The organism is Streptomyces sp. NBC_01244 (assembly GCF_035987325.1).
Taxonomy (GTDB): Bacteria; Actinomycetota; Actinomycetes; order Streptomycetales; family Streptomycetaceae; genus Streptomyces.
Genome location: NZ_CP108488.1, coordinates 3,196,155 through 3,222,985 on the forward strand (window position 1 = coordinate 3,196,155; position 26,831 = coordinate 3,222,985).

The window sequence follows — 26,831 nt, forward strand, 5'->3', positions numbered from 1 at the left end:
CCCCGCTCACCGAGAGACGGCCCCGCTCGCCATGGTCCGGGCGGCGTCGGGGAGCAGGTTCTTCGCACCCCACGCACCGAGGGCCTCCAGGGCCCCGTTCAGCTCGTGGCCGAGCGGGGTCAGGGAGTACTCCACGCGCGGCGGAACCTCCTCGTAGACCTCGCGGAGGACGATGCCATCCGTCTCCAGCTCGCGCAGCTGGGCCGCGAGCACCTTCTCCGAGACCCCCGGGACCAGTCGGCGCAGCTCGCCGAAGCGGCGCGGGCACTGCCCGAGCTCCCACAGGACCGACACCTTCCACTTGCCGTCGATCACGGACATCGCCGCGGCGATTCCGCAGTGATCCGCGCCCGGCCGCTGTGTCAAAGCCATCACGCACCCCTCCCACCTGTTCACTCACCTCGGGGTAACCACCCACTCCGAAGTGCGTACTTGAGCACCTGGCGGCCCTCCGCCAGGCTAAACGGCATGACCGACACCAGCACGAAGACCAGCACGAAGACCCCGCTCACCCTCCTCGGACTCGGATCGATGGGCACCGCCCTCGCCCGCACCTGGCTCACCGCCGGGCACCCCCTGACCGTCTGGAACCGCACCCCCGCCAAGGCCGAGGCCCTCGCGGCCGAAGGCGCCGTCGTCGCCGCGAGCGCCGCCGAGGCGGTGGCGGCCAACGGCCTGGTCGTGGTCTGCCTGCTGGACCACGACAGCGTCGGCGCGGCCCTGGAGGGCCTGGACCTCACCGGCAAGGACCTGGTCGACCTGACCACCGGCACGCCCGCCGACGGCCGCGCCCGGGCCGCGTGGGCCCAGGAGCGCGGGGCCCGGTTCCTCGACGCCGGGATCATGGCCACCCCGTCGATGATCGGCGCCCCCGCGGCCGGCGGGTACGTCTTCTACAGCGGCTCCCCCGAGCTGTTCGAGGAGCACCGGAGCACGCTGGAGGTTCCGGCCGGCGCCCGCTTCGTCGGCTCCGACCCCGGGCACGCGGCCCTGCACGACGTGGCCCTGCTGAGCGCGATGACCGGGCTCTTCGCCGGGATCTCGCACGCCTACGCACTGATCGAGGGCGAGGACATCTCGCCCAAGGACCTGGCTCCGCTGCTGACCGAGTGGCTGGGGGCGATGGGCTTCTTCGCGGGCGCGGCCGCCGAGCGGCTGGTCTCGGGGGACTTCACCACGGGCGTCGAGTCGAATCTGGCCATGCAGGTCACGGCGAGCGCCACCTATCTGAGGACCGCCGCGGAGCAGGGGGTCAGCCCCGAGCTGATCCGTCCCTACCTGGACCTGATGCGGGAACGGCTGACGGCCGACCCGGCGGCCCACGCCGGCGAGGACACCGCCGGGGCGATCACCCTGCTCAGGCGCTGAGCCGCTTGCCCTGCGCCTGGGCCTGACCCTGACCCTGACCCTGCGCCTGCGCCTGCGCCTGGGCCTGGGCCTGGGCCTGACCCTGGCCTTGCGTCTGGGCCTGCTCCCGGCCCTGTCCCTCCGTCCGCTCCTGCTCCGCGCCCTCACCCTGCCCCTCGCCCACTAGGTCCCGGACCATGAGCGTCGCCCCGGCCACCGCGCCCGGCATCAGGAACACGGCGACGAGCGGCACCAGGAAGGACACGACCAGGGGCACTCCGAAGCCGAGGGCCAGCATCCGCCGCCCGCGCAGCAGCGCGAGCTGCTCGGTGAGCTGGACCCGGCGGCGCATCAGGGCGACGGAGGTCAGCTCCTGGGCGAGGAAGAAGCCGGAGACGCAGAAGCCGAGGACCGGAACCACGGTCTGCCCGATCACCGGTACGAAGCCGAGTCCGAAGAGCAGGATGCCGAAGAGCAGCACCCGGCCCAGGATCCGCAGGCTGTCGCGGGCGGAGATCCACAGCTCCTGTGCGAGCGTGAGGCCCGACTCCGGGACCTCGCCGCCCTCGGTGCGGTCGACCTGCTCCGAGAGGGACTCGTAGAACGGCTGGCCCACGAGCAGGGTCACGGCGGTGAAGGTGATCACCGCGAGGAAGAGCCCGAGGCAGAAGACCAGGGCGGTCAGGAAGCCGCGGAAGAACCCGAGCCACGGGGAGGACCAGTCGTCGGCGAAGGGGGTCGCCCAGGCGGTCAGGTCGTCGGCGCCGTAGCCGAGGCCGATGAGCGCGCCGGCGTACAGGACCAGGGAGACGAGCCCGGGCAGCAGCCCGAAGCCCAGCCACCGTCCGTGGCGCAGTACCCATCGCTGTCCGGCCAGCAGATAGCCGAATCCCCCCGCAAGATCACGCATGGTTCCAGTTTAGGGCGGGCGTCCGGGCAGGTGGACGCCGGGCACGTCGAAGGCCGCACCCCGGTGCCGGGGTGCGGCCTTCGATGTACCGGTCGTACCGGATGAACCGGACGAACCAGTCGAGCGGGTCGTGGATCAGACCGCGAGCTCGACCGTGATGTTGCCGCGGGTCGCCTTGGAGTACGGGCAGACCTGGTGGGCCTTCTCGATGAGGTCCTTGGCGGTGGCGGCGTCCACGTTCGGGATGGAGGCCGAGATCTTGACGATGATGCCGAAGCCGTCGTCGTTCTTGCCGATGCCGACCTCGGCGGTGACGGTGGAGCCGGTGATGTCGGCGTTCTCGTTGCGGGCGACGACACCGAGCGCACCCTGGAAGCAGGCGCTGTAGCCGGCGGCGAACAGCTGCTCGGGGTTGGTGCCCTCGCCGCTGCCACCGAGCTCCTTCGGCGGGTTCACGACGACCTCGAGGCGACCGTCGTTGGTGGCGACGCGACCGTCACGGCCGTTCTCGGCGGTGGCAACAGCGGTGTACGCGACGTCGGACTGCTGGATGGACATGTAAGGAAATCCTCCTGGTAAATCGCCGGGACTCGCGCCCACGCGTCACGGCGGTGTGGAGTGAGCCTAACCGGTGAAAGAAACGATCATCTTTCCGGTGTTGTCGCCGCGCAGCATTCCGAGGAAGGCGTCGGTGGCGTTCTCCACTCCCCGGACGACCGTCTCGTCGGCGACGAGCTGCCCGGAACGCAGCCAGCCGGCCACGTCCTGGACGAACTGCGGCTGCAGTCCCGCGTGGTCTCCGACCAGCACGCCCTGGAGGCGCAGGCGCTTGCCGATCACGAGGGCGAGGTTGCTCGGGCCGGGCACGGGCTCGGTGGCGTTGTACTGGGCGATGGCCCCGCACAGGGTGGCCCGGCCGTGGACCTTCAGGGAGGAGATGGCGGCCTCCAGGTGGTCCCCGCCGACGTTGTCGAAGTAGACGTCGACGCCCTCGGGCGCGGCCTCCTTCAGCTGCTCGGCGACGGGGCCGCTCTTGTAGTTGAAGGCGGCGTCGAAGCCGTACTTCTCTGTGAGGAGGGTCACCTTCTCGTCGGAGCCGGCGGAGCCGATCACCCGGGAGGCGCCCTTGATCTTCGCGAACTGGCCGACGAGGCTGCCGACCGCTCCGGCGGCGCCGGAGACGAAGACGGAGTCGCCCTCCTTGAAGGAGGCGACCTCGAAGAGCCCGGCGTAGGCGGTCAGGCCCGGCATGCCGAGGACGCCGAGGTAGGCGGAGAGGGGGGCGAGCGAGGCGTCCACCGGGGTGGCGTGCTTCGCGTCGACGTCCGCGTACTCGCGCCAGCCCAGACCGTGCAGCACGTGGTCGCCGACCGCGAAGCGCTCGTCGGCCGAGGCCACGACCTCGCCGACCGCGCCGCCGTCCATGGGCTTGTCGAGCTGGAAGGGCGGGATGTACGACTTCACGTCGTTCATCCGACCGCGCATGTACGGGTCCACGGACATGTGGAGGTTGCGCACCAGAATCCGGCCGGCGGCGGGCTCGGCGTTGACCGGTACCTCGCGCAGGGCGAAGTCCTCGGCGACGGGCCAGCCCTGCGGGCGGCGGACGAGGTGCCACTCACGGCTGACGGCGGGGATCTCGGACATGCGTCACTCCTGGATGGGGGAAGAAGTGCAAAATGCTTCAGGACGTGAAACAACCATGCGCCTGGATATTTCATGTTGTCAAGTAAATGGGTACGCTGGATCCATGCCCAGCCGTCGCGCAGATCCCCTGACCCTCGAAGTCGTCGAGCTCATCGGCGACGTCGTGACCCGCTACCACCAGGAGTACGAGCACGCGGCCTCCAGCCACCAGCTCACCGGCGCGCAGGCCCGTGTGCTGAACCTGCTGTCCCTGGAGCCGATGCCGATGCGCAAGATCGCGCAGAAGCTGCGGTGCGAGCCGTCGAACATCACCGGCATCGTGGACCGCCTGGAGAGCCGCGGCCTGGTGGAGCGCCGCCCGGACCCGGCCGACCGCCGGGTGAAGCTGGCGGCGCCCACCGAGGACGGCCTGCAGACCGCCGACCGGCTGCGCGAGTCGCTGGACTTCGCCCGGGAGCCCCTCGCCGGGCTCACCGCGGCCGAGCGCGCGGTCCTGAGGGACCTGCTCAGGCGGATGCTCGGCTGAGCTCCCCGCTCACCAGCACAGCGGGTTCCACCAGTCGTCGCAGTCCGGGGTGGGCTCCGGCGTGGGCGTCGGGGTGGGCGTCGGGGTCGGGGTCGGGGACGGCTTCTTACTGGGCTTCCCCTTGGGTCCCCTCGAGCTCGGGCTCTCCTCGGGAGTCGCGGAGCCGCCGGCGCCCGATGTGGTCGGAGCGGCGGACGGGGGAGTCCGGGAGGCGCTCCGCGACGGCCCCGCCCCGGAGGCGGAGCCCGACGGCCCGGCCGTGGAACCCCCGGCACTCGGCCCGGCGCCGCCCTGCTTCCCGCCCCCGGTCGTGGCCTTCGCGGAGCCTGCGGCCGGCCCCCTCCCCGAAGCCGTCCCCGTGGGCGCGACCGGATCCCCCGTCAGACCGGGCAGCGGAGCCGGCTCCGCGGGACCCGCGTCGTCGGTCAGCACCACCGTCGCCGCCCGGTCGGTGCGCTCCCCGTCGGTCGCCAGCCGGGCCAGGCCCAGCGTGGCCCCGGCGGCGAGCACCAGCCCGAGCCCCACCGTGAGCGCGGTCCGGCGGCGACGGCGGTGCCCGGTGCGGCGGCGGGCGGCGGCGCGGCCCTGGGCCCGCCCCCGGCCCTGGCCTTGTCCCCGTTCCCCGGACAGCACGATGAGGGAGTCGGCGTACACGTCGGCGAGCGCGGCCGGGTCGCTTCCGAATCCGGCGGTGGGGCCGGGGGCGGGTGCGGCGGGCGCGGCGGATATCAGGCGTTCGGCCGGGGTCCCGCATCCGGCGCACGCCAGCGCGCCGTTGAGGTACCTGCGGCAGGCGATGCAATAGTCCATGGCGCCCCGCAGGCTACGCGTTCACTCACAACGGCCGTATACCGGGATCGTGAGGATGTTGTGTGGAAGGGTTCGGGTCCATGACGAAGACTCCGGGGACACCATCCCTCACCCCGGGCCCCTTCGGCCCCGCCGGCTTCCAACTGGTGCTGCTGCGCCGGATGGCCGACTTCCAGCCGGGACGCGCCGAGGAGGCCCGCCGGCGGCTCGGGGCCTCCCTCGCCGAGCAGCGGGAGGCCAACAAGCGCTGGCAGGCCATGGTCCGCTCCCCGCGGTCCCGGGGCGCCCTGGCCCGCTACCGCTCGGTGCTCGGCCCGCCCGAGGCCGTCTCCTCCCGCACGATCGGCGATCTGACGTGCGAGGCCCTGCTGTGGCCGGTGCCGCTCTGGCCCGACCTGCGCTTCGAGGTGCTCGCCGCGCCGGACGGGGCCGTCTGGAACGAGTGGCTGGTCCGGGCCCCGGGCGCGCCCGGTCCCGTACTGGAGTCGCCGCAGGACCTGCTGCCCTGGTCGGCGACGGTCGACGAGGTGGCGCGGGCCTTCGCGCCCGTCCGCCCGATGGAGGGCACCGCGCCGACGCGGTGGCGGCTGGCGTTCACCGCGTCGGGGCGGGCCTGCGTCGCGGAGTTCACGTACGGCCTGCTCCAGGAGGTGTCGGTGGCGGACCCGCACTGACGGGGCCCGATCCGAAAGACACCCTCTAGGAGCGCAGGAAGGCCCGTACGCCCGCCGAGGTCGGGTCGTCCCCGAGCAGGTCGTTGTGCTTGAGGCAGCCGACCGGGGTGTTCGCGGCCCCGGTGAGCGGGACGCTGTCGTCGGGGTTGATGACCTCGTCGCAGTTGGACCAGAAGGTGGCGTACCGCACCGTGCCGGGGGTCTCGTCGCCTGAGTTCAGGTTCTTGACCACGTAGGAGCCGGGGGTCATGTCCCGGCAGGCCTGGTCCCACAGGGCGCAGGCCCAGGCCGTGGAGGTGCCCCGGTTGGGGCCGGCGAGGGAGACCCAGCGCTCCACGTACGGGCCGCCGCCGCCGAACTTCACGTACCAGCGGGTGACGAGCGAGCCGAAGGAGTGGGCGACCAGGTCCACCCTGGCTGCGCCGGTCTGCCGGCGGACCCCGTCCACGTAGGCGGCGAGCCGACCGGAGAGGACCTCGTTGACCGACTGGTGGGTGTCGTAGCCGAAGGAGAAGAGCTCGGAGTCGGCGTATCCGTCGGCGCGCAGGTCCTCGCGCAGGGAGCCCCAGACGCCGGGGTCGGCGTTGTAGCCGTGCACGAAGACCACCGGATTGCGCGCGGCGGCCGGGCCGGAGGCCCGGGCCTGGGTCGCGTGCTGCGCGCGACCGGAAGCCGCGCCGGACGGCGGGCCGGAGGCCTGGGCCGGGAGTGCGGGCGCCGCGAGCAGCGCCAGGCAGAGCGCCGGCAGGGCGAGCAGTCTCTGGCGGACCGTCAGCATCGAGTCCCCTTTACCTTGTTACGCACGAGTAGCACGATCGGTGCGGGCATGGTCGCGCCTGGCGTCGCAGAATTCCACCCCCGTGCAGCACTCTCCCGCGCCCCTCGTGACCCTTCCGTACCTCAAGACACCCCCCACCCGGAGCATCAAATCGGGCAATACGGGTAATTCACCCGAGAAGATACGAAGTGTGACCGGCACCCGCCGGTCTTCTTGCGTCAGCGCTCTCGGGAGGATCTGCCGTGACCGTCAGTCTTGAGCAGTTGCGCCGCTGCCACGTGGCCGTCGACCTCGGAGCGGCCAGGACCCGCGTCTACGTCAAGGGCGTCGGCCTGGTCGTGGACGAGCCCAGTGTCGCCGCCGTGAACACGCGGACCGGTGCACTCATCGCCGTCGGCACCTTCGCCGAGCGGATGACCGGCCGCACGCCCGACTACATCCGGGTCGTCCGGCCCGTCTCCGGCGGCACCGTCGTGGACATCGAGATGGCCCAGCGCATGCTGCGCCACCTCCTCGGCGAGAAGCTGCGGCGCGCCCTGCGCCGCAAGCCCCGGCTGCGGGCCGCCGCCTGCACCCCGCACGACGCCGACCCGCTCGCCCAGCGCGCGGCGGTGGAGACGATGGTCGGACTCGGAGCCCGGCGCGTCGAGCTCGTCGACACCCTGATCGCGGCGGCCGTCGGCTGCGGCCTGCCCGTGGAGCAGCCGACCGCGACGATGATCATGGTGTGCGGGGCCGCCGCCACCCAGGTCGCCGTCCTCTCCCTCGGCTCGATCGTCACCGCCGTACGGATCCCGGTCGGCGGCGAGGCCATCGACCACGCGGTCGTCCAGCACCTGCGCCACGCGCACGAGCTGATGCTGCCGAGCCAGGCCGTCCGCCCGCTCCAACTGGCCCTGCACGGCAACGGCATCACCGCCGGCGGACCCACCTCCACCCTCATCCACGGCCGCGACGTGGCCACCGGTCTCGCCCGCTCCGTCCACGTGGACACCGCGGCCGTCCGCGACGCCATCCACACCCCGCTGACCGCCGTGCTCGACGGCATCGGCAAGGTGCTGCGCGACTGCCCGCCGGACCTGGTGGCCGATCTGACGGACCGAGGGATCATGATGGTGGGTGGCAGCGCCTTGCTGCCGGGCCTGGACCAGATGCTCCGCGATGCCACCGGGATGCCCGTGGCCATCGCCGAACGGCCGGACGTCTGCGCGGTACTGGGCCTCGGCATGATGCTCGAAGGGAAGATCTCCCCCATGGTTCTGAACCCCCTGGCCGAATGACGCACGCCGAGTCGTCCCCGGCAGCCCCCGGAGACGGGAAGGACCGGGACGGGAAGGACGGAAACGGGAAGGACGGAAACGGGAAGGACGTCGCCGCCCGCCAGGCCGCCAGCCTGCCCGTCCTCCTGGAGGCGGTCCTCAGCGTCGGTTCCGAACTCGAACTGCGGACCACCCTCCAGCACATCGTGGATTCGGCGACCGAGCTGTGCGCGGCACGGTACGGAGCGCTCGGGGTCGTCGACCCCGAGCGCGTCCGGCTGACCGAGCTCTTCACCTCCGGCATGACCGAGGCCGAGAAGGCCGCGATCCCCCACCTGCCGGACGGCCGTTCCGGCCTGCTCGGCGCCCTGATCAGCGATCCGCGCCCGCTCGTGCTGGAGGACCTGAACCAGGACCCCCGCGCGGCGGGCTTCCCGCCGGGGCACCCCCCGATGAAGGGCTTCCTCGGCGTCCCGATCCGGGTCCACACCGAGGTCTTCGGCAACCTCTACCTCACCGACAAGCGGGGCGGCGGCACGTTCACGGACGAGGACCTCGCACTGGTGCGCGTGCTGGCCTCGCAGGCGGGGATAGCGATCGGCAACGCCCGGCTGTACGAGACCGCGCGCCGCCGGGAGCGCTGGATCGAGGGCGCCGCCGCCGTGACGACCACCCTGCTGGCGGGCCGGCCGGCGGCCGACGCGCTGATGTGCGTGGCCGAACGGGCCCGGCTGCTGGCCGACGCGGCGGCCGGCGTCGTCCTGCAGCCGACCCCCGAGGGCGGCATGGAGATCGTGGCCGCCTCCACGCACGGGGACCCCGGTGACCTGGTGGGCACGTCCATCGCCCCGGGTTCGGCGGTCCTGGAACAGCTCCTGGGCGGTGAGCCGGTCTTCATAGAGGACTCGGCGACGGACCCCCGGATGACCACGCACGTACGGGAACGCTTCGGCCCCAGCATGATGCTGCCCCTCCAGAGCGGCGGGCAGCTCATCGGCACGCTCGCCCTGCCGCGCGTCCGCGGCGGCCCCGCCTACGACGCGGTCGACCGGCTGCTGGCCTCGCAGTTCGCCTCCCAGGCCGCGCTGGCCCTGGTCCTGGCGGACGCGCAGCACGACCGCGAGCAACTGGCCGTCTACGAGGACCGGGACCGCATCGCCCGCGACCTCCACGATCTGGTGGTCCAGCGGCTGTTCGCGACGGAGATGATGCTGGAGAGCACCCGGCGGCGCTCCGACAAGGCACCCACCGGGGACACGGTCGGCGAGGAGCTGAGCCGGGCCGTGGACGAGCTCGACTCCACCATCCAGGAGGTCCGCACGGCCATCTTCGCCCTCCAGCAGCCGCCGACGGACGCCCCGACCACCTTCCGCGGCCGGGTCCTGCGGGAGACCGGCGGGGCGGCGGTCCTGCTCGGCTTCCAGCCGTCGGTGCACTTCGCGGGCACGGTGGACGCGCTGCTGCCGGACCCGGTCGCGGGCGACCTCCTCGCCGCCCTGCGCGGCGCGCTGGCCGCGGCGCACCGCCGGGCGGAGGTCACCTCCATCGACGTCGAAGTCGACGCGGTCCCCGCCCGCGTGCGCCTCACCGTCTCCGACGACGGCCGCACGGACTCCGGCACCCGGGGCACCACCCTCACCTGGGAAGCCCCGCTCTGACGCCGAAGGCCGGGGCTGGATTGCCCGCAGGGCAATCCAGCCCCGCCGGCGTTTGAGGCGCGGGGTCCGGGGCGGAGCCCCAGGGGGGTCCGGGCGCAGCCCGGGGAACGGGCGAAGGGCGGGGAACGGGCGAAGGGCGGGGTACGGGCGATGGGCGGGGTACGGGCGAGGCGGGTAGGGGACTTCGCCCCGCAGGGCCGAACCACCCGCACCACACGAGCGGCACACCAGGCGGCGGCCCGTACGCTGGCGGGGTGACGACCCGCCCCTCGGCCCGCGCCGCCATCGCCTCCGCCACCGACCCCGGCAGCTTCACCGAACTCCCCGCCCCGCCGGGGGACTCCGCCCCCGACGGCCCCCTCGGCTGGGCCGGCTACGACGACTCCCGCGCCCGCGCCACCGCTCGGACCGGCGAGGACGAGTCCGTCGTCACCGGCACCGCCCGCATCGGCGGCCGCGAAGCCACCGTGATCTCCTTCGAGTTCGGCTTCCTCGGCGGGTCCCTGGGCCACCGCACCGGCGACCGCCTGGAGGCGGCCTACACCTACGCCCGCACCCACCGCCTCCCCCTGGTCTCGCTCATCGCCACGGGCGGCTCCCGCATGCAGGAGGGCATGCTCGCACTGACCCAACTCCAGCGCGTGGCCCGCCAGTCCGCCCTCACCCGCGCCGCCGGCCTCCCGCAGATCGCCGTCCTGCGCGACCCCACCACCGGCGGTGGCTGGGCCACCCTGGGGGCAGGGGCCGACGTGATCCTCGCGCTGCCCGGGGCGCAGGTCGGGTTCGCCGGGTCCCGGGTGCGGCCGCCGGACGCGGATCCGGCCGCCTACACCGCCGAGGGGCAGTACGCCGCCGGGCACGTGGACGCCCTCGTCCCCGCCGTGCAGCTCCCCGTGACCCTGGCGGCCTGGCTCCGGGTGTTCTCCGCACCCCGCTCCGCCGAGCCCGTGGAACCCCCCGCCGCGCTGGCCGGCGTGGAGCTGCCGCGCACGGGCTGGGACGCCGTCCGGCAGGCCCGTCACCCCGGCCGGCCGCGCGCGGAGCAGTACCTGGACTCCTACTTCGAGCTCCGCCTCCACCTCTCCGGAGACCGGGCGGGCGGCACCGACCCCGGGATGCTGTGCGGGTTCGGGCTCCGCGAGGGCCGGGCCGTGGCCTACGCCGCGCAGTGCGGCACCGCCACCCGCCCGGCCGGGTACCGTACGGCGGCCCGTGTCATCCGGCTGGCGGACCGGCTCGGGATCCCGGTGCTCACCCTCGTGGACACCCCCGGCGCGGCCAACGATGCCGCCGCCGAGCACGCGGGCGCCGGCGCGGCCATCGCCGACGCCTTCGCGGCGCTCGCCGCGGCCGGGGTCCCCGTCACCACCCTCCTCATCGGTGAGGGCGGCTCGGGCGGGGCCCTGGCCCTCGCGGCGCCGGGCAACACCTGGGTCACTCCGGACAGCTACTTCTCGGTGATCGCCCCCGAGCTGGCGGCGGCCATCCTCAAGCGCCCCCCGGAGTCGGCCCCGGCGACGGCGGACCAACTGCGCGTCCGCCCCCAGGACCTGGTCGCCCTGGGGGTCGCCCGCGGCATCGTCTCCCCCGCGAAGGCGGAGACGGAGAAGGCGGAGACGGAGAAGGCGGAGACGGAGACGGCGGAGACGGAGACGGCGGAAGAGGCAGAAGAGACCGAAGGGAAGGCCTAGCGCCCCCAGCTCCGTGCCGGCAGCTTCACGTCCATCCGGTACAGCCGGGTGATCTCCTGCGGGAACTCGTTGTCGTCGCTGACGAGCAGCAGCCGCACCCGTCCGAACCCGTCGTGTCCGGTGACCACCATGCCCTCGACGTTGTCGACGAGCGGGTGGTTCTGCGGCAGCTTGGACGGCGCGCCCAGCGTCGGGCAGCCGTCGAGGTCCCCGATCGGCGTCTTGCGCGCCGTCCGCAGCCCCGGTCCCTCCGCCAGTGCCGCCACCTTCGAGGTGTCCGTGGCGCCCAGGGGGTCGGCGAGGTACAGCCGCACCGTGATCTTGAACTGCTGCGTGAAGCCGCGCTCCAGCACGATCAGCCGGCCGTCGCGCGTCGGCGCGAGCTCCACCAGCCCGTGTCCGGCGTCCACCGGGTACGCGTACTGCCGCCCCAGGACGAACTCCCCGTTCCGGCCGCGGCGTTCCCAGGTCTGGATCCGCTGGAGCGTCCGCCCCTGCGCGTCCTTGCCGTCGCCGGCCAGCACGCCCTCGACTCCGGCGACGAGGGTGTGTCCGCCGGGCAGCAGGGTCAGGGATTCGAAGGTCTGGTTGGCGGTGGCCCGGCCCGCGGGCGCGAGCTTGAACCCGTCCGGGATCGGCAGCGAGCCCAGCACCTCACCGGTGCGGGCGTACCGCCGGATCGCCGGGGCGCTCTCGTCCGTCACCAGGTAGGTGCCGTCGCGGTCGACGACGATCCCCTCGGAGTCCACGGCCTTGCCCGCGCCGTCGGTCAGCGGCAGCCGTGCGGCGGCCGTGGCCGTCGGGGTGTCGGCGCGGCCCACGTTCAGCTTGTACAGGACCGACTTGTCGGAGATGGCGGCGACGCTGCCGTCCCGGTCCACCGCGAGCCCGGAGAGCCCGCCGACCAGCTTCCCGTCGAGGAGGGTCTTGTCGAGGGAGTCCGAGTAGCCCGCGACCGAGAGGTACGGCGAGCAGGAACGGTCCTCCTTCGGCGCCCCGGGCATCCCGGGGGCCGCGAGGGCCTGCGGAACGAGAGCTCCGCAGAGCGCGGCGGTGACCACGGCGGTGGAGACGAGCGTACGAAGGCGCATGAAGGCCTTCCTCCTGGATCAAAGGGGAGATGCGAGGCGGGGGGTGGCGGTCAACTTCCTAACTGTCATATGGCGAATCGAAAGAAAACGGAAGACCCGGCAACGCAATGGCAACGAACCCGCCAACTTCCCTTCACACCCGCCCGGATCGGGCGAACCTCCCCGGGCCGACCCCCACGTGCCGCACGAAGTGCCGTGTCAGGTGCGCCTGGTCGTAGAAGCCCGCCGCGACCGCGGCCTCCGCCGGCCGCATCCCCGCCAGCAGCAGCCGCCGCGCCTTCGCGACCCGCAGCCCGGTGAGGTAGGCGTGCGGAGGGAGCCCGAACGCCTGCCGGAAGCTGCGGATCAGGTGGGTGGGATGGGCGTGTCCCAGAAGCGCGGAGGCCTCCTCCAAGGTGATCCCGCCGAGGACCCGCGCATCGAGGAGCTCGCGCAGTCGTACGGCCGTATCCGGGCCCGGAGCCCCGTACGGGACCACCTGGCGCCCCTCCAGCCACGTCCGCAGCCGCTCCTGGACGAAGGCGAGCCGCGACTGCGCCTCCAGCCGCTCGACCGCGCCGGCGGGCAACTCCCGTGCGCCCAGAGCGCGGTGCAATCCGTGCACCCGCTCGCGCAGGGCGGCGTCGAGCAGCAGCGGCGCATCGACGGCGGCGCCGGTCAGCGACTCCGGGAGCACGGACGCGTCGAGGTACAGCACGCGCTTGCGGAAGCCCGCCTCGGTGACGGTCCGCCCGTCGTGGACCACCCCGGGCGGCAGCAGGGCCACGGTGTCGGAGCCGCCGACGCCGTGCCGTTCGCGGTCGAGACCGAAGTCGACACGACCGCCGTCGAGGATCATCAGCGTCCACGTGTCGTGGACGTGGGCGGGGTAGGCGTGGTCGGTGAACCGGGCGTGGAACACCTCGGCGATCCCCGGCACCGGCGGCTGCCAGGCCGAGACCGTACTGAGCGGACGCATCGCGGCTGACATGTCAGGAACGTACAAGACCGGTCGGCGCGCACTCGGGCAGCCTGCCCGTATGACGACATCCGAGAGCACGCACGAGAACGGACGCCCGGCGGCTGCCGTGGTGAACATCGCGGACAAGCTCGCCGGTTTCACCGAGCAGTGGGCCCCGCACCGGATCGCCCGGGTCAACGACTACGAGGTCAAGATCGCCAAGATCCAAGGCGAGTTCATCTGGCACACCCACGAGGAGACCGACGAGCTCTTCCTCGTCGTCAGCGGCACCCTGACGATCCGGCTGCGCGCCGGGAACGTCGTACTGAACCCCGGAGAGATCTACGTGGTCCCGCGCGGGGTGGAGCACTGCCCGCAGGCCGACGGGGAGACGGCGATCCTGCTGTTCGAGCCCGTCGGCACCGTCAACACCGGCGGGGAGGCCGGCGACCGCACCCGCGAGCCGGTGGACGCGTAATGCCGTCGTAGCGGCGCCGTCGTGGCGGCGCCGCTACGACGGCGCTTGCGCCTCAGGCCTGCGGCGACCGCGCGTCGTAGCGGGCGAACCCCCGCCAGCGCACGGCCAGCAGCGCCAGGACGAGGACGCAGCCGAGCCCGCCGCCCGTGATCGCGGCGGTCGGAGAGGTGAGCTCGGCGGTGGCCCCGGTGAGGAAGTCCCCGAGCCGGGGCCCGCCGGCGACGACCACGACGAAGACGCCCTGCAGGCGGCCGCGCATCTCGTCCGGGGTCGCCGCCTGGAGCATGGTGGTGCGGAACACCATCGAGACGCTGTCGGCGCATCCGGCCAGGGCCAGGAAGAGCAGCCCGAGCCAGAGATCGCGGGTCAGCCCGAACACCGCGATGGCCAGCCCCCACGCTGCGACGGAGAGCAGGATCGCCACCCCGTGCCGGCGGATCCGGCCCTGCCAGCCGGAGAACAGGCCCCCGAGCAGCGCCCCGACGGCAGGGGCGGCCACGAGCAGCCCGACCGTCTTGGCGTCGCCGCCGTACCAGAGCACGGCGACGGCCGGGAACAGCGCCTTCGGCTGGGCCAGCACCATGGCGGCCAGGTCGGAGAAGAAGGTCATCCGGATGTTCGGCCGGGTCCCCAGGAAGCGCAGGCCGTCGAGTACGGAGGCCCGCCGGGTGCGGCCGCCCGCCCCCTCGGGCTTCATCGACGGCAGCCGCCACACCGCGTAGAGGGCGGCGCCGAAGGTGACGGCGTCGATCAGGTACGCGGCCTGGTAGCCCCACCAGCCGACGATGACCCCGCCCAGCGCCGGGCCGGCCGTCATCCCGAAGGTCAGCACCACGGAGTTCAGGGCGTTGGCGGCGGGCAGCTGCTCGGCGGGCAGCAGCCGCGGGATCATCGCGGACCGGGCGGGCCCGTTGAGCGCCCCGCAGAGGGACTGGAGCGCGACGACGGTGTACAGCAGCCAGACCCGGTGGTAGTCCAAGAGCGCGGCGCCGGCCAGGGCGAAGGACAGGCCGGTCAGGCCGAGGGCGCTGAAGAGGCCGAGCTTGCGGCGGTCGACGGTGTCGGCGATGGCCCCGCCGTAGAGCCCGAAGGTGACCAGCGGGACGAGCGAGCAGAGCCCGACCAGTCCGACGGAGAAGCTGGAGCCGGTGATCTCGTAGACCTGGAGCGAGATGGCCAGAGCCGTCATCGCCTGGCCCAGCCAGGAAATGATCCCGCCGACCCACAGCCGCCGGAAGTCCGGGGAGGTTCTCAGGGGGGTGAGGTCGGCCAATATGCGGCGCCGGGGGCGGGTGGACGGGGGCGGAGCGATGGTACGGGTCACAACGGATGATAGGCGGCCCCGCCTCGGGAGTCGCTCGGGACCCGGTCGGTACTGGGTCGGGGCCCGGTCGGTACTGGGTCGGAGCCCGGTCGGTACTGGGTCGGAGCCCGGTCGGTACTCGGTCGGAGCCCGGTCGGCACTCGGTCGAGCGGACTCCGCCTTCCCCGCATGCGCACCACTCACCCCACCCGGAACCCGGGCCCCGCGGCGGAACATTCCTTGCCGCTAACTCGCCACTATCACCGGACATTTGACCGAATAGACGTGCGCTCCTCGCCTGAAGTTCAGCTCATGATGAAAAGACTCGTATGTCCAGGGAGGCGCAGTGATCGAACCTGGCACCAGCACCACGAGCACCGGCACCACGAGCACCCGCACCACGACAGAGGCACCGCGCGCGGCCGATCCGGCCGCCCCCCTCACCCTGGGGGTCGAGGAGGAATTCCTCCTCGTCGACGCCCGCACCCTGCGGGTGGTCCCGGCCGCCCCGCTCGTCCTGTCCACCGCCGCGGGGCTCCCCCACGAACTGCACCCCGAAGGCACCCGCTACCAGGTGGAGATCTCCACCCCCGTCGCCGACTCGGCCGCGACCCTGCGCAGCGAACTCGCCGGCCTGCGGCGCACCCTCGCACGCGCGGCCCGCGCCCACGGCTGCCGGCTGCTGGCCGCGCCCTCGCCGGTGCTCGCCGTGGAGGGCCCGCTCCACCTGACCGACGACGAGCCGCGCCAGCGCGAGCAGGCCCGGCGCTTCGGTGCGCTCACCGACACCCTCGTCAGCTGCGGCCGGCACATCCACATCGGCACCCTCGACGTGGACACGGCGGTGGCCGTCTCCAACCGGGTCCGGCCCTGGCTGCCCACGCTGATCGCACTGGCGGCCAATTCCCCCTTCTGGGGCGGCCGCGACACCGGTCACGCCAGTTGGCGGGCGATGGCCTGGGCGGGCTGGCCCTCTGCGGGCCTGCCCCCGCACTTCAGCTCGACGGCCCACTTCCGACGCTCCGTGCAGACCCTGCTCGGCTCCGGGGCGGCCCTCGACACCAAGATGGTCTACTGGGACCTGAGGCCCTCGGGGAACTGGCCGACGCTCGAACTGCGGGCCCCCGACATGTCCCCGGACATCGACTCGGCCATCCTCCAGGCCGAACTGGCCCGCGCCCTCGTCGCGACGGCCCTGCGCGAGATCGCCGAGCAGCGCCCCGACCCGCCCGTACGGGAAGACGTACTGCGCCTCGCGCGCTGGCGGGCGGCCCACGACGGCCTGGAGGGCTTCGGACTGGACCCGTACACGGGCGTCGAACTCCCGGCGGCTGACCTGGCGGAGGCCCTGCTCGACCTGGTGGCCCCCGAACTGGCCGCCTCCGGCGACCTCGACCACGCGGCGAGAACCCTGGCCGGCCTCCTGCGCGACGGCTCGGGCGCCCACCGCCAGCGCACCGCCTTCGCCCGCCGCGGCGACCTGAAGGACGTCCTGCACCACCTGGCGGACGAGACGGAGGCCTGCTAGCCGGTACCGCCCCAGGACGCCGAACCCGCAGGTGCGATCGATTCTGCACCTGCGGCTCTAGGCGGGGCGGGCGGACTAGCCGCGCAGATAGGCGTGAATGGCCGCCGCGATGGCCTTTCCCAGGGGAATGGGCACGGCGTTGCCGATCTGGGTGGCGATTTCGTTCTTCGTGCCGCACCAGCGGAAACCGACGGGGAAGCCCTGGATGCGGGCGGCCTCGTAGTGGGTGATCGGGCGCGGCTCCGTGGGGTGGAGGTACCGACCCTTCTCGGGCTTGAAGAACTCGGTCCGGATCGTGACGGAGGGCTCGCCTTCTCGCAGGCGCCCCATCACGTCACCGGTGCCCGTGTCGTGCTTGTCCCAGCTGTCGGTGGAGAGGTACTGGACCGGCGTCGTCACTCCGTCGGGGTCGGGGACGTCGAAGAAGATCGGCTCCCCGGACTCGCTCATCGTGTACCACTTGTTCCGCAGGTGCATGCGATTCCCACCCGGCGGAATGGCGTGGTATCGAGCGATCGACAACGGCTTCGGATTACGACCGAAATGGAGATCCGTGGTCTTGACCGTCTCGAAGGTTCCTCCGCCGATCGTGTTGACGCTCTGCTTCTCCTCGGGCAGCTCGGTTCCCTCCAGTGGGATCCCGGAGGATTCCTTGAAGACGCCGTCCGTGGAAAGCCAATCCGCCACCCCGGATTCCGTCCCCTCGAGGGTTTGCGCTGCATTCCCCTTCGCGTTCTTGGGGGATCGCGCGTGCGTGGCGAGGGGGTAGGCCATCCGCCGCTCGTTCGTCTCGTCACGCAGCACACCGATGACGATGGCACGTCTGCGCGCCTGCACGGCCCCGTAGTTGGCGGCATTCAGCAGGTAGCGCTTGTTCCGCTGGTCCGCCGTGTCCCGAGGCTTGCACCCCGGCGGGTCGACAAGGTCGTAGTCCTCCAGCAACCCGCCCTCTTCGACCTCGCCGAGCAGGTTGACGAACTCGTCCGACTTCAGGAATCGGTCGACGTTCTCGATGACGAAGACCTTCGGACGAATCTTGTGCACGATTCGTACGTATTCTTCCCACAGTCGATTCCGATCGACACCCTTCTTCTCCCGGTTCAATGCCGAGAAGCCCTGACAAGGCGGACCTCCGACCACCACGTCCGCGTGGAGGGCTTCGGGTGTCGGCTCCCATTTCTCGATGTCGCCCACGTACACCTGCACCGGCGACTGGCCGTCCGGAACCTCGCTCGCGAAATTCGCGGCGTACGTGGCGGCCGCGGCCGGGTTGTGCTCGACCGCCGCGATGCTGTGGAAGACGGGCCCACCGACCTCCGCCGACCCTGCGGGGCGGAACTCGTGGAACCCCTGGGTGAAGCCGCCGCAGCCCGAGAAGAGGTCGACCACGGTAATGGGTTCGGGGAGGAGAGGACGGGGCTCGTGCATAGGAGTGATCCTAGCCGCGCAAGGCAGCCGCGATGGCACCTCCGACGGCGTGGGCCAGCGGCGGGGGCATCGCGTGCCCGATCTGACGGTAACGGGAGGTCTTGCCGCCGAAGAAGCGCCAGTCCTCCGGAATCGACTGGACCGTCGCGGCCTGGTCCACGGTCAACCGTGGGACACCGTCGGCCGGAAAGTCGGCGTCCGGAACATCGTCCCCGAGGCTGCTGCCGTTCACGCCGAGGGCAGCCCACGCGTTCTTGCTCCCGGTGGGTCCCAGGTCGGCACCACCGCGCCGATCGGAGCCTCCCACGAGGGCCGGCGCGATCCGGCCCGCTCCCTTGATCCATGCCTCGGCTCCGGACCAGCCGTTCGCGGCCATGGAAGGTCCGAGCACGTCACCCAGCGTCGGAGGCTCGGATCCGTCCGGCTGGGGCCAGGAGAACCGGTGGAAATACTCGTTCCGCAGGGCCACGAGGAAGCCGCTGCCGCGGTTCTGGGGTACCCCGAAGGCCGAGGCGTTCAGGACCTTCCAGCCCGCGCCGTAGCCCAGTTCCGCCAGCCGGCCTTCGATCCACTCCCGATCGGCTGCGAAGTACGGGCTCTCGACGAGGTCCATGAGGTTCTCCAGCAGCACGGCCTTCGGCCTGATCTCGCCCACCAGCTCGACGGCGGCCAGGAGTACACGCAGCTCCTCGCCGTCCTCGGCCCGGCCGGCGGAGGCCGACGACTTCACCCGGGGAAGTCCCCCGCTGAGTAGATCCACACCGATGCACTCCGGACGCTCCTTCGGCCGGAAATCGGCCAGGTCCATGCAGAGGACATCCCAGTGGGGCCGGTTGAGGTCGATCGTGAAACAAGCGTCGGCCTTGCTGTCGATCAGGACGACCGGATCGAACCCGGCCTGCTCCAAACCCAGTGCCTGCGCACCGGAACCGGCGCAGATCTCCACCGAGGTGAATCGGCCGGCGGGCCGGTCCGGGCCTTCCGACTGCGCGTCCTCCTCGGCAAGCTCGGCCGCCCGACGCTGCTCCTCGACCGACTCCTGCGCCACACCTCTCAGCTCCCCGTCCAACGCCGCTTCCTCCACGGCGTCGAAGACGACGAAGGGGGCGAGGCGAAGGAGTCGCTTGAGGAAGTCGCGGAGGGTTTCGCGTTCGTTCAGCCCCGTCAGGTCGAGCTCGTTCCACACCCGCAGGACGGCCCGTACCAGGTGGGGGCTGCCGCCCAGCGCGGCACGTCGTGCGTAGATCTGGTCGAAGGCGGCCTCCCCGAGAATCTTGAGGGCCTCGTACGGCTCCGGGGCGTCGGGCGCGTGGACGAGTTGCGCTCGCCACCACAAGCGCCCGAAGACGTGTCGGGTCAGGTCCGTTCCGAGGACGCGGTCCTTCGGAGGGGCGGGGTAGCGCCAGAATGCCACGTCCGGCAGGAGCACCAAGGCGAGAAAGGCCCAAACGTCCCGCGAGGCGGCTTCCGCCGGCACCATGCCCGTCTCCCTGTGCAACAGGGCGGCGAGGGCGAGGTCGAAGTCCGCGTTCCGCGCGCGGTCGCCCGAGTCCGGAAAGCCCGCTGCCACGGCGAGTTCGACGACGGCCGCGCGCAGCTCCAGAAGTCGCCGGGCGGAGACGCGGTCGCCTCCTGTCGCCACGTACACGGCGGACTCGTGCGACGGGGACACGCGGGCCGTCAGCTCGGCGATCGGCAGGGTCCCGTATGCCTCGAAGAGGGGCTTGCCCTGTGCGGCGAGCAACCGCGGGAAAAGGAAGCTCATCACGACACCTCGAAGATTTTGACTGCGGCCTGGAGGTCCGAGGCGAACAGGTTAGGCGACTGTCGTTGGCGCAGCCGTATGTCGGTGATCGTCTGCCCGGGGAAAAGCCTGTCGAACAGGCTCGACAGGGTGGCACCCAGCGATCCGTCCGGGAAGTCGGACTCCTCGCTGAAGTCGTCGATGCCGAGCGCGTGCTCGATCATGATGCGGGCGGCGTCGGCATGGACGGCCGACAGCACGATCCGGTCGACCGGGCGAGGACTCCCCGCGTTGCGGAACGCGGCGGTGGTCACCGCATTGCGTTCGTTGACCAGGAGCAGCAGCGAGCCCATGGTCGCGCTTTCCGGACCTCCGCTGATCTGCAGGTGCCAGGCCGCGTCGTCGGGGAAGGAAGTCCGGGCGAAATCGATCACGGCCATGGGGAACTGCGGCGCGTCGCCTTGGAGGCGCACCGTCGCCGGCTCGCTCCACAGGACGGATCCGGCCCGGCGGGGCGCCGAGGGGCGCGCGTCCTTCAGCCGATCCGCCAGGACCAGGACGGTGTCGAGGAGGAGCAGTCCGCCCAGGTCCGCACCACGGAGGTGGACGTCGAGGGCGACGGGCACGATTCCCGTCTCGGTCAGCCTCACCTGCCGTGCCGGCCCGCTGAGATTGGATCCGGTGGCCGTCCACACCACCGAGAGCATGAGCGCCGCATCGGACGTCAGGCCGCATTGCGATCGCACCGCGTCCAGGTCGACCCGGACGGTTCTGCGCGCGTGCAGATCCATTCGGTAGTCCCAGTGGGGCAGCGCATCGGGAAGGGGCACCTCGCCGTCCTCCGTCACCAGCTGCCAGGCGTCTGCCACGACCGCCCCATCGGACGGCGTCCGATAGGGAAGAACTCGTCGGGTCACGGGATCGTCACCGCCTCCACCTTGATGGCGATCTCGGTCATGGTGTCGGCGGCCGGTCGTACCAGGGCGCGCCAGATCGCATCTCCGCCCTCGATGACACAGGCTGCGGACGTGTAGAGGAGGCCACCGTCGTCCTCCCAACCGATGAGGCCAGGCATGCTCGCCCCGAGCGGGGGGTCCGTCTCGCGCCCCGTCGAACCGGGCAGTACGACCGCCAGGTCGATACGGACCCGCTGAGCCCCGGGGGTCGGCAGCCGGAACTCCTGAACGAGCACGGCATCGTCCGCGTGGTCGTCGTAGTAGGGATCACCGACGTACTCGACGCGCGGCCGACGTCGGGGCACGCCGGAGGCCGGGCTCCCGGGGCCGGACTCGTGGTCGGAGTCGGACCCACCGGAAGCGGCGGTGCCGGCCCGGCCCGTTCCCGTTCCGCCGTCGTCGGACCGCGACGGCCGTGTGACCATCCTGCCGGGTCTCGCGTAGGCGGTGGCTCCACCGATCCCCCAGGCCCCGCCCACGAGTCCGGAGAAGAACGAGCTGGCGGCGCCGAGCGCGACATCGCTCGTCCCGGGCCGGACTCCGCCGCCCAGGGTGAGAAGCCCCTCCAGGGCCTCGTTGATCCGGCGGAAGGTCGTCTGTACGAACGTGCTCTCGGGGCGTTGGAGCGACTGGGGATTCCATGCGTCGTGCGTGGGCGGTTCGGCCTTCGCGTAGATCTCGTCCATGGACTCTGCGCCGCGGAAGACTCCGGCGTAACCGAGGTTCTCGCTCGGAGGCTTCGGTCCCGGCATGTAGGTGACGACCAGCTCCGCGGGCCGCATCAAACAGACGTGGTGGACGAGATCCTCGATGTCGAGCATGCGGGAGGCACGGGTGGGTTCCAGCGGCGGCATGATCCGCTTGATCAGCCCGAGGCGCCCCAGATGTCGCTTGGGGCTCTTGCACTCCAGGTCCCGCCCCTGGCTGCCCGCCATCTCCTCGTAGGCCGCGACGAACAAGTTCAGGGGACGAGTCTCCCTCGGGTCCGGCACCGGGTGGTCCACACCGTCGCAGGTCACCGAGAACCTCATGGCGGGATCGTCGCCTCCTGTGGAGATCGCCTTGGGCCACAGATGCCATGCGAGCGAGTCGGCCAGGTAGGCGGCGGCCTCGGGCGAGGTGAGTTCATCCAGGTGCGGGTCGATGACGACGACCGTCGTCCCGGTCTCCCCGGGGGCGAAGGGCTTGAGCCCGAGCCGGTGCGCGACTGCGTCCGCCTCCTGCCCGACGAGCGGCTCCACCACGTCTCCCGAAGTGTCGCCCCACCAGTGCCGCCCGGTGTACCGACGGCCGTCCCCCGGTGCGGTGCCCACATAGCTCTTCCAGAGCGTGCACCCGATCAGTCGCGTCTCGGCCGTCCCCTCGGACGTTCGGCAGCGGGAATGCACCAGCACGGTCCCGGACCGGGAAAGCAGGTAGAAGATGCCCTTGCCGAAGCCGTATGTACCTCCGCCCAGGGCCGTGTCGCGAGGCTCGCCGATATTGCGGATGAACGAGACGAAGTCACGGTCCGGGCCCACCGCGGCATCCGCCCGAGTCGGCCCGCCCAGTCCTCGGGTGCCGCGGTCGGACACCGCGAGGACACGGATCGAACCCTGCTTGAGGGTGTCTCGCAACGGAAAGTTGTCCGCTGCGAGAGGCGAGCCCTCGGCCAGAAGGCGTCGCCAGGCATCGGTGTGGGCCGGCCCGACCGTCCACATGTCGATGCCGAAGTCGACGGGCCCCGAGGGCTCCGGAAGACGAGCGTCCCAACTGTTCTGGGCGGACTCGCGCACCAGGATGGTGAGGAGGTCCAGTTCCGGACGTCCGAGCTGGTTGCGAATGCCCTCGGCGGCGCTCGCTCCTTCGGGTGGGTAGGGCTGGGAGAACCATCGAGGCTGCCTCACACGGACCCCCGGATCATGTGGTCGATGGTTCGCGACACCTCGTCGGAGGCCAAAGGCGCGGGCGTCTCGCCCGACAGATCGATGGTGTATGCGACGTCGAGGACCGAGATCGGAACTCCCGCCTCCGTGAGGGCCCGGGCCGTCAGGCCCGGGAAGCCCGGTCCCACCCGATACCAACGCTCCTCGCGGATCTCGAAGCTCACGTCCCGGTACCGCTCGGCGTCGGAGGTGCGATATCCGGCCCGGGCCAACAGTTCGACGAGGGCGGCTTCGTCGTCGCACAGACGGAGTGCTTCCCCGATCAGCTCGACGAGCCCGACACCTCTGCCTGGCACGGTCGTGCGCCCCAGCCGGAACCAGGCCAGGTGGAGGATTCCGTCCGCCGGTGGTTCGAGCTGGTCGAGCCCGTGGATTCGTGGCCGCCTGCCCTGGTCGTCGGTGCTCGCCTTCACCTCTACCGCGGTGTTCCCGGCCGAGAAGTCGTGGCGATGCCGTTCGGGACCGAGCCACAGCCTGTGCGCGCTCGAATCCTGCTCCAGCAGTCGACGGAGCAGCACCAGCTCGCCGAACAGACCGGCCAACTGCTCCGGTCCCAGCGGGGCCCCCGGGGGCCGGAAGAGATCCTTCCACCGGTCCAGGACCCGGTACAGCGCCTTCACGGGGTTCTCCGGCAGGTCCCGTGCCTCCTCCGTCACGTCGACACACAGTTCTGTGAAGAGGTCCCCGAGGTCCTCGCGCCTGCAGGCGAGATCGGCATAGACCTGGTAGGTCTTCTCGTCCTCCAGAGGCCGCCTGCGCAATTGGAGCGTCGGCCCGTCGAGGCCGGTACGGAGCTTTCGACCCGTGGGAATCGGCACGAGGAAGTGGCGGTAACCCTCGTGGTCGACGGCCACCGCCAAAGGCCCGTGGTCGACGGAGACGGGCAGCGGGGAAACCCTCAGGCGGTGTTCACCGGTGGCACGCTCCGCCTCCAGTCCCGTCCATCGCTCCTCTATGAGGCCGCGGAGCTCGTCCTCCCTCATGCCTCCTCACCGTCGACCAGGCTGAAGTCCTCGTCCTCGATCATCACGTTGGGCAGCCGGGCGGAGACGTACTTCTCCACCTCGCTGTCCTCGCCCCACGGCGCCGGAAAGACCAGACCGACGCCGATGACGTGCTCCTCGGCGTTCAGGGCTGCTCGACTCTTCTTCGTGGGGCTCGGCTCGGAGACCTTGTCGATCGGATACAGCACGAGCAACCCGGTGTGCGGAGCCTGAACCCGACGCAGGTCCATGATGCCCTTCTCGGTCAGCTTGGCCGTGTCACCGCTCAAGTCCACGGCGGCATCGCGACGGCTCATGAGCGTCTTGATGTCGGCGGAATCGGGGCTGGGGATGGTGACGTCCAGCCGTGCTCGTACGCTGCGCCCCACGCTCACGCCGGGGGCGAACTCGAAGTTCTTCTCCCCCACCGGGTTGCCGATGATCGCGACGTTCCACCGTCCGAGGGAACCTGCCTTCGAGACTCGCTTGCGGATGTAGCCGATGATCAAGTCCGCGTCGTTCTCCGGCGACCTCTCGTGAAACTTGTAGGACGACAGGAAGTCGGTGACGGCCTCGTGAGGAACGTCCCGGAAGACGTGGCGTCCGTCCTCGGGACGGACCTCGGCTCGCACCGCCGCGTCGACGGAGGTGGCGACCAGTGCGCGCGCAGCCTCGATGTTCCCGTTGAGCCACTCCCTGCCGGTGTGGAAGTAGTGCGTCTGCACCCGCTTGCCCCCGTAGGAGGAGGCTGCCGTGACGGCATCGCGCATCTTGGCGGCAGCGGTTACCCGCAGAGCGGGGTGGGTGCGCAGGCGTACGGCGAAGGTAAGAGGGCTCTCGTCCTCCGTCATGTAGACGTCGATGTCGCGACGCATCTCGGTCTCGACGGTGGCCAGGTGCCGGAACCACTCCGCCAGTTCGTCGGTCATCCAGATGCGGGGCAGGTCGGCGTAGCCGTTGCGGAAGCCGAACCACCGCCCCATCTGGAGCAGCGTGTCGTACGCCGAGACGGACCGAACGAAGTAGCTGACGGACAAGCCCTCCAGCGTCAGCCCTCGGGACAGCGTGTTGCCACCCACCGCGATCGCGACGACCGGCCCGTTCTCGTAGTCGAGGCGGTCCTCGCTACTGGAGTTGTCCATGATGACCCGGCATCGTCGGAGCACCCCCGGCAGCTCGCCGAGCAGCTCCTCGAAGGGCACACGGCTCTCGCCGAAGTCCTCTGCCGGCACCCGGGCGGATTCCTGCTCCCACAGGAGGCGCAACCCGGACAGGTAGGCGACATCCTCGAGGGACTCCGCGGCCCGCTCGTGGAGACGTTCCAGCGGTAGCTTGAAGCTGTTGTGCACCGAGGTGTTGACGCTGGTGTGGACCAGCATCGTGTTGTGCGGGTTGCCGGTTCCCCGGATCCCACGGGCCGCCGTCACCAACCAGAAGTACTCCACCGCCCTCCGGAGCGTGTCCGTGATGACCGGTTCGAAACCGTCGACGTCCGCTTTGGTCGCGGGCCGCACACAGGGCATGTCGTCGTCGGGAACCGAACGGATCATGTCGTGGCCGTCGTCGACCTGGTTCGGGTCCTCGCCGTCCAGCGCGTACCGCCCGAAGAGCACCTCGGTGCCGAAGTGCCCTGCGGGCTTGGGCAGGTTGACGACGAAGTCCTTGGGGTACAGGTCTGCGGCGCTCGGGTCGATCAGCAGGTTCGCGAAAGGGGAGGCCGTGTAGCCGACGTAGGCCGACTTGGGCAGGCTGCTCATGATCTCCAGAATGAGCGGATTGATCGACTTCGTCGCCACCGTGGCCTGGTCGGCCTCGTCGTCGATGATCAGGGCCGGACAGTCCCCGAGGTATTCGGAGGCCTTCTGGAGCCACTGGGAGAGCTTGCGCAGGACCGTCGCGTTCTTCTTGACCACGCACAGGACGTGGGTCTTGTTGTTCTTGCCGAAGTAGGAGGCCGGGTTCTCCTGAGGGGTGAAGTCCCTGTCGACCCCGGTGAGCTGGGACCACATCGCCGGATTCGGCTCCACGAGCTGCTGGACCAGGCGCGCTTGCGTCTGGCGTCGCAGACCGTTGTGGATGCCCGCCAGGACGATGAACAGTTTGTAACCGCGATCGGCCGCTTTGGCCATGACCGAGGTGAAGTTGGTGGTCTTGCCCGACTGCACGTGGCCGACGACGAGCCCCCGTGTGGAGAAGGCCCTCTCCTTCGGATGGTTCAGCAGGGAGACGATACGCGTGGAGGAGTCGTCGAGGCTGTTGATCGCCGGGTCCCGCGGCCAGCCGTCCTTGGCGAGCAGATCCACGATGGCCGGCCAGCACTTGTCCTTCGCACGCGGACCCGTGTACCAGGTGTCGCGGTTGCCGAGCACCACGGCGTGCGGCTCGTCGAGTTCCTTGATCTGGATCGTCTGGTGCTCATGCCGCTCTCGGATCCGCTGGACGAGATCCGCGTCCACACCGAGCTGTTCCAGCCGCTTGACTGCCTCAGCCGGGGGAAAGTTGTCCAAAATCGCAGCAAACGTCTCATACATGATGTCGAAATCGTCAGTCATGGGACCCGCCCCGGCTCTCTTCGCTGTGGCCGGCGGACTGTTGGGGTCGCCCCCTCCCCGAACCGTGCGGCGAAGGAGGGAGGTGTCGCCCGAAGAGCGCTCACCGACACGGCACCCTCATGGAACGTCACACACTATTAGGCATACGGGGCGCCCACGCGAGGCTAAGGTCACGACCGGCCACACGAGGCGGAACGCCACCGCGACCATCGCCCCGGGGAGGGCCGCCCGCGCGACGGGTGCACCGCCCGCACCCTGATGCCACATGGGCACACGCAGCCCCTCGATCAACGAAGGTCTACCGGTCCGCCCCCGCCCATCATGGGGCGGGGACGGCGGATCAAGCATGGCTGGATCTCGACCAGGGGAACGCGAAAGGCAGCCCCCGCGTGCTTGCCCGGATCACCACGACGGAACGCGTGCGACCAAGGTCAAGAGCATCCGAGCCGACCTGCTCGCCACCCCACACCCTGCCGCCGGTGATCAGGCCGCCGATGAGCAGAACCGCTCCCACACCGATCACCGCAGACTTGTACGCACACCTTCCGGGCGGGGCGGGCGCGACGCCGCCGAGGTGGACGCCCCGCTCGTGCCGCACCGTCG

The 26,831-nt window shown here is 71.2% G+C and carries 23 protein-coding genes; 8 read left to right on the forward strand and 15 right to left on the reverse strand.

Annotated features, from left to right (window positions below; translation table 11 throughout):
* Positions 1-6 precede the first annotated feature (6 nt).
* Positions 7-372, reverse strand: coding sequence for a winged helix-turn-helix transcriptional regulator (locus OG247_RS14175; RefSeq protein WP_327252587.1), 366 nt, complete (start codon positions 370-372; stop codon positions 7-9).
* 96 nt (positions 373-468) lie between these two features.
* Here OG247_RS14175 and OG247_RS14180 point away from each other — a divergent pair, with 96 nt between their 5' ends.
* Positions 469-1,368 (forward strand): NAD(P)-dependent oxidoreductase, encoded by a 900-nt coding sequence (locus OG247_RS14180; RefSeq protein ID WP_327252588.1) that lies wholly within the window; start codon positions 469-471, stop codon positions 1,366-1,368.
* On the opposite strand, the gene OG247_RS14185 is transcribed toward OG247_RS14180, so the two are convergent.
* The 3 genes from OG247_RS14185 to OG247_RS14195 all read right to left on the reverse strand — a co-directional run bounded on the left by OG247_RS14185 (position 1,358) and on the right by OG247_RS14195 (position 3,904).
* Positions 1,358-2,257, reverse strand: a complete 900-nt coding sequence (locus OG247_RS14185) for an EI24 domain-containing protein (protein ID WP_327252589.1) — start codon at positions 2,255-2,257, stop codon at positions 1,358-1,360. The genes OG247_RS14180 and OG247_RS14185 overlap by 11 nt on opposite strands.
* 135 nt (positions 2,258-2,392) lie before the next feature.
* Positions 2,393-2,815, reverse strand: a complete 423-nt coding sequence (locus OG247_RS14190) for an organic hydroperoxide resistance protein (protein ID WP_266909067.1) — start codon at positions 2,813-2,815, stop codon at positions 2,393-2,395.
* 66 nt (positions 2,816-2,881) lie between these two features.
* The gene (locus OG247_RS14195; protein ID WP_327252590.1) at positions 2,882-3,904 is read right to left on the reverse strand and encodes an NADP-dependent oxidoreductase; all 1,023 of its coding nucleotides are present in this window, start codon (positions 3,902-3,904) and stop codon (positions 2,882-2,884) included.
* Positions 3,905-4,007: 103 nt separating this feature from the next.
* Between OG247_RS14195 and OG247_RS14200 the strand changes: the two genes are divergently transcribed.
* Positions 4,008-4,430: a MarR family winged helix-turn-helix transcriptional regulator gene (locus tag OG247_RS14200; protein ID WP_327252591.1), complete on the forward strand. Its 423-nt coding sequence runs from the start codon at positions 4,008-4,010 to the stop codon at positions 4,428-4,430.
* A 9-nt stretch (positions 4,431-4,439) separates the two neighbouring features.
* Here OG247_RS14200 and OG247_RS14205 read toward each other — a convergent pair whose 3' ends face one another.
* Positions 4,440-5,240 carry an SCO2400 family protein gene (locus OG247_RS14205; protein WP_327252592.1) on the reverse strand — a complete coding sequence of 267 codons (801 nt, stop codon included), beginning with the start codon at positions 5,238-5,240 and terminating at the stop codon, positions 4,440-4,442.
* Positions 5,241-5,320: 80 nt separating this feature from the next.
* Between OG247_RS14205 and OG247_RS14210 the strand changes: the two genes are divergently transcribed.
* Positions 5,321-5,914: a hypothetical protein gene (locus OG247_RS14210; protein ID WP_327252593.1), complete on the forward strand. Its 594-nt coding sequence runs from the start codon at positions 5,321-5,323 to the stop codon at positions 5,912-5,914.
* Between the two features lie 25 nt (positions 5,915-5,939).
* Here OG247_RS14210 and OG247_RS14215 read toward each other — a convergent pair whose 3' ends face one another.
* Positions 5,940-6,692: an esterase/lipase family protein gene (locus OG247_RS14215; RefSeq protein WP_327252594.1), complete on the reverse strand. Its 753-nt coding sequence runs from the start codon at positions 6,690-6,692 to the stop codon at positions 5,940-5,942.
* A 242-nt stretch (positions 6,693-6,934) separates the two neighbouring features.
* Between OG247_RS14215 and OG247_RS14220 the strand changes: the two genes are divergently transcribed.
* From OG247_RS14220 to OG247_RS14230, 3 genes are all read left to right on the forward strand, one after another.
* Positions 6,935-7,972 carry a rod shape-determining protein gene (locus tag OG247_RS14220; RefSeq protein WP_327252595.1) on the forward strand — a complete coding sequence of 346 codons (1,038 nt, stop codon included), beginning with the start codon at positions 6,935-6,937 and terminating at the stop codon, positions 7,970-7,972.
* Positions 7,969-9,609 carry a GAF domain-containing protein gene (locus OG247_RS14225; RefSeq protein ID WP_327252596.1) on the forward strand — a complete coding sequence of 547 codons (1,641 nt, stop codon included), beginning with the start codon at positions 7,969-7,971 and terminating at the stop codon, positions 9,607-9,609. Before OG247_RS14220 ends, OG247_RS14225 begins: the two co-directional genes overlap by 4 nt.
* Before the next feature lie 254 nt (positions 9,610-9,863).
* Positions 9,864-11,300 carry a carboxyl transferase domain-containing protein gene (locus OG247_RS14230; protein WP_327252597.1) on the forward strand — a complete coding sequence of 479 codons (1,437 nt, stop codon included), beginning with the start codon at positions 9,864-9,866 and terminating at the stop codon, positions 11,298-11,300.
* Here the strand turns inward: OG247_RS14230 and OG247_RS14235 are convergent.
* On the reverse strand, positions 11,297-12,391 hold the full coding sequence (locus tag OG247_RS14235) for an esterase-like activity of phytase family protein (protein WP_327252598.1): 1,095 nt from the start codon (positions 12,389-12,391) through the stop codon (positions 11,297-11,299). The genes OG247_RS14230 and OG247_RS14235 overlap by 4 nt on opposite strands.
* 133 nt (positions 12,392-12,524) lie before the next feature.
* Positions 12,525-13,361 (reverse strand): helix-turn-helix domain-containing protein, encoded by an 837-nt coding sequence (locus tag OG247_RS14240; protein WP_327252599.1) that lies wholly within the window; start codon positions 13,359-13,361, stop codon positions 12,525-12,527.
* Positions 13,362-13,410: 49 nt separating this feature from the next.
* On the opposite strand from OG247_RS14240, the gene OG247_RS14245 reads away from it, so the two are divergent.
* On the forward strand, positions 13,411-13,809 hold the full coding sequence (locus OG247_RS14245; protein WP_327252600.1) for a cupin domain-containing protein: 399 nt from the start codon (positions 13,411-13,413) through the stop codon (positions 13,807-13,809).
* A gap of 52 nt (positions 13,810-13,861) precedes the next feature.
* Here OG247_RS14245 and OG247_RS14250 read toward each other — a convergent pair whose 3' ends face one another.
* Positions 13,862-15,133, reverse strand: coding sequence for an MFS transporter (locus OG247_RS14250; protein ID WP_327252601.1), 1,272 nt, complete (start codon positions 15,131-15,133; stop codon positions 13,862-13,864).
* Positions 15,134-15,458: 325 nt separating this feature from the next.
* On the opposite strand from OG247_RS14250, the gene OG247_RS14255 reads away from it, so the two are divergent.
* Positions 15,459-16,640 carry a carboxylate-amine ligase gene (locus OG247_RS14255; RefSeq protein ID WP_327252602.1) on the forward strand — a complete coding sequence of 394 codons (1,182 nt, stop codon included), beginning with the start codon at positions 15,459-15,461 and terminating at the stop codon, positions 16,638-16,640.
* Positions 16,641-16,715: 75 nt separating this feature from the next.
* Here OG247_RS14255 and OG247_RS14260 read toward each other — a convergent pair whose 3' ends face one another.
* From OG247_RS14260 to OG247_RS14285, 6 genes are all read right to left on the reverse strand, one after another.
* Positions 16,716-18,068, reverse strand: coding sequence for a DNA cytosine methyltransferase (locus OG247_RS14260; protein ID WP_327252603.1), 1,353 nt, complete (start codon positions 18,066-18,068; stop codon positions 16,716-16,718).
* 10 nt (positions 18,069-18,078) lie between these two features.
* Entirely contained in the window at positions 18,079-19,833 is a 1,755-nt protein-coding gene (locus OG247_RS14265) for a DNA cytosine methyltransferase (RefSeq protein ID WP_327252604.1), read from the reverse strand.
* Positions 19,833-20,660, reverse strand: coding sequence for a hypothetical protein (locus OG247_RS14270; RefSeq protein WP_327252605.1), 828 nt, complete (start codon positions 20,658-20,660; stop codon positions 19,833-19,835). The genes OG247_RS14265 and OG247_RS14270 overlap by 1 nt, the downstream gene beginning before the upstream one ends.
* 65 nt (positions 20,661-20,725) lie before the next feature.
* Complete coding sequence (locus OG247_RS14275) at positions 20,726-22,654, reverse strand: hypothetical protein (protein WP_327252606.1); 1,929 nt, start codon at positions 22,652-22,654, stop codon at positions 20,726-20,728.
* Positions 22,651-23,676: a PD-(D/E)XK motif protein gene (locus OG247_RS14280; protein ID WP_327252607.1), complete on the reverse strand. Its 1,026-nt coding sequence runs from the start codon at positions 23,674-23,676 to the stop codon at positions 22,651-22,653. The genes OG247_RS14275 and OG247_RS14280 overlap by 4 nt, the downstream gene beginning before the upstream one ends.
* Positions 23,673-26,183, reverse strand: a complete 2,511-nt coding sequence (locus OG247_RS14285) for a Z1 domain-containing protein (RefSeq protein WP_327252608.1) — start codon at positions 26,181-26,183, stop codon at positions 23,673-23,675. Before OG247_RS14285 ends, OG247_RS14280 begins: the two co-directional genes overlap by 4 nt.
* Positions 26,184-26,831: the final 648 nt, after the last annotated feature.

Excerpts from the sequence above, each read along its gene's own strand:
- OG247_RS14175 (WP_327252587.1), bottom strand. The coding sequence starts at position 372 with ATGGCTTTGACACAGCGGCCGGGCGCGGATCACTGCGGAATCGCCGCG.
- OG247_RS14180 (WP_327252588.1), top strand. The coding sequence starts at position 469 with ATGACCGACACCAGCACGAAGACCAGCACGAAGACCCCGCTCACCCTC.
- OG247_RS14185 (WP_327252589.1), bottom strand. The coding sequence starts at position 2,257 with ATGCGTGATCTTGCGGGGGGATTCGGCTATCTGCTGGCCGGACAGCGA.
- OG247_RS14190 (WP_266909067.1), bottom strand. The coding sequence starts at position 2,815 with ATGTCCATCCAGCAGTCCGACGTCGCGTACACCGCTGTTGCCACCGCC.
- OG247_RS14195 (WP_327252590.1), bottom strand. The coding sequence starts at position 3,904 with ATGTCCGAGATCCCCGCCGTCAGCCGTGAGTGGCACCTCGTCCGCCGC.
- OG247_RS14200 (WP_327252591.1), top strand. The coding sequence starts at position 4,008 with ATGCCCAGCCGTCGCGCAGATCCCCTGACCCTCGAAGTCGTCGAGCTC.
- OG247_RS14205 (WP_327252592.1), bottom strand. The coding sequence starts at position 5,240 with ATGGACTATTGCATCGCCTGCCGCAGGTACCTCAACGGCGCGCTGGCG.
- OG247_RS14210 (WP_327252593.1), top strand. The coding sequence starts at position 5,321 with ATGACGAAGACTCCGGGGACACCATCCCTCACCCCGGGCCCCTTCGGC.
- OG247_RS14215 (WP_327252594.1), bottom strand. The coding sequence starts at position 6,692 with ATGCTGACGGTCCGCCAGAGACTGCTCGCCCTGCCGGCGCTCTGCCTG.
- OG247_RS14225 (WP_327252596.1), top strand. The coding sequence starts at position 7,969 with ATGACGCACGCCGAGTCGTCCCCGGCAGCCCCCGGAGACGGGAAGGAC.
- OG247_RS14235 (WP_327252598.1), bottom strand. The coding sequence starts at position 12,391 with ATGCGCCTTCGTACGCTCGTCTCCACCGCCGTGGTCACCGCCGCGCTC.
- OG247_RS14240 (WP_327252599.1), bottom strand. The coding sequence starts at position 13,361 with ATGTCAGCCGCGATGCGTCCGCTCAGTACGGTCTCGGCCTGGCAGCCG.
- OG247_RS14245 (WP_327252600.1), top strand. The coding sequence starts at position 13,411 with ATGACGACATCCGAGAGCACGCACGAGAACGGACGCCCGGCGGCTGCC.
- OG247_RS14260 (WP_327252603.1), bottom strand. The coding sequence starts at position 18,068 with ATGCACGAGCCCCGTCCTCTCCTCCCCGAACCCATTACCGTGGTCGAC.
- OG247_RS14265 (WP_327252604.1), bottom strand. The coding sequence starts at position 19,833 with ATGAGCTTCCTTTTCCCGCGGTTGCTCGCCGCACAGGGCAAGCCCCTC.
- OG247_RS14280 (WP_327252607.1), bottom strand. The coding sequence starts at position 23,676 with ATGAGGGAGGACGAGCTCCGCGGCCTCATAGAGGAGCGATGGACGGGA.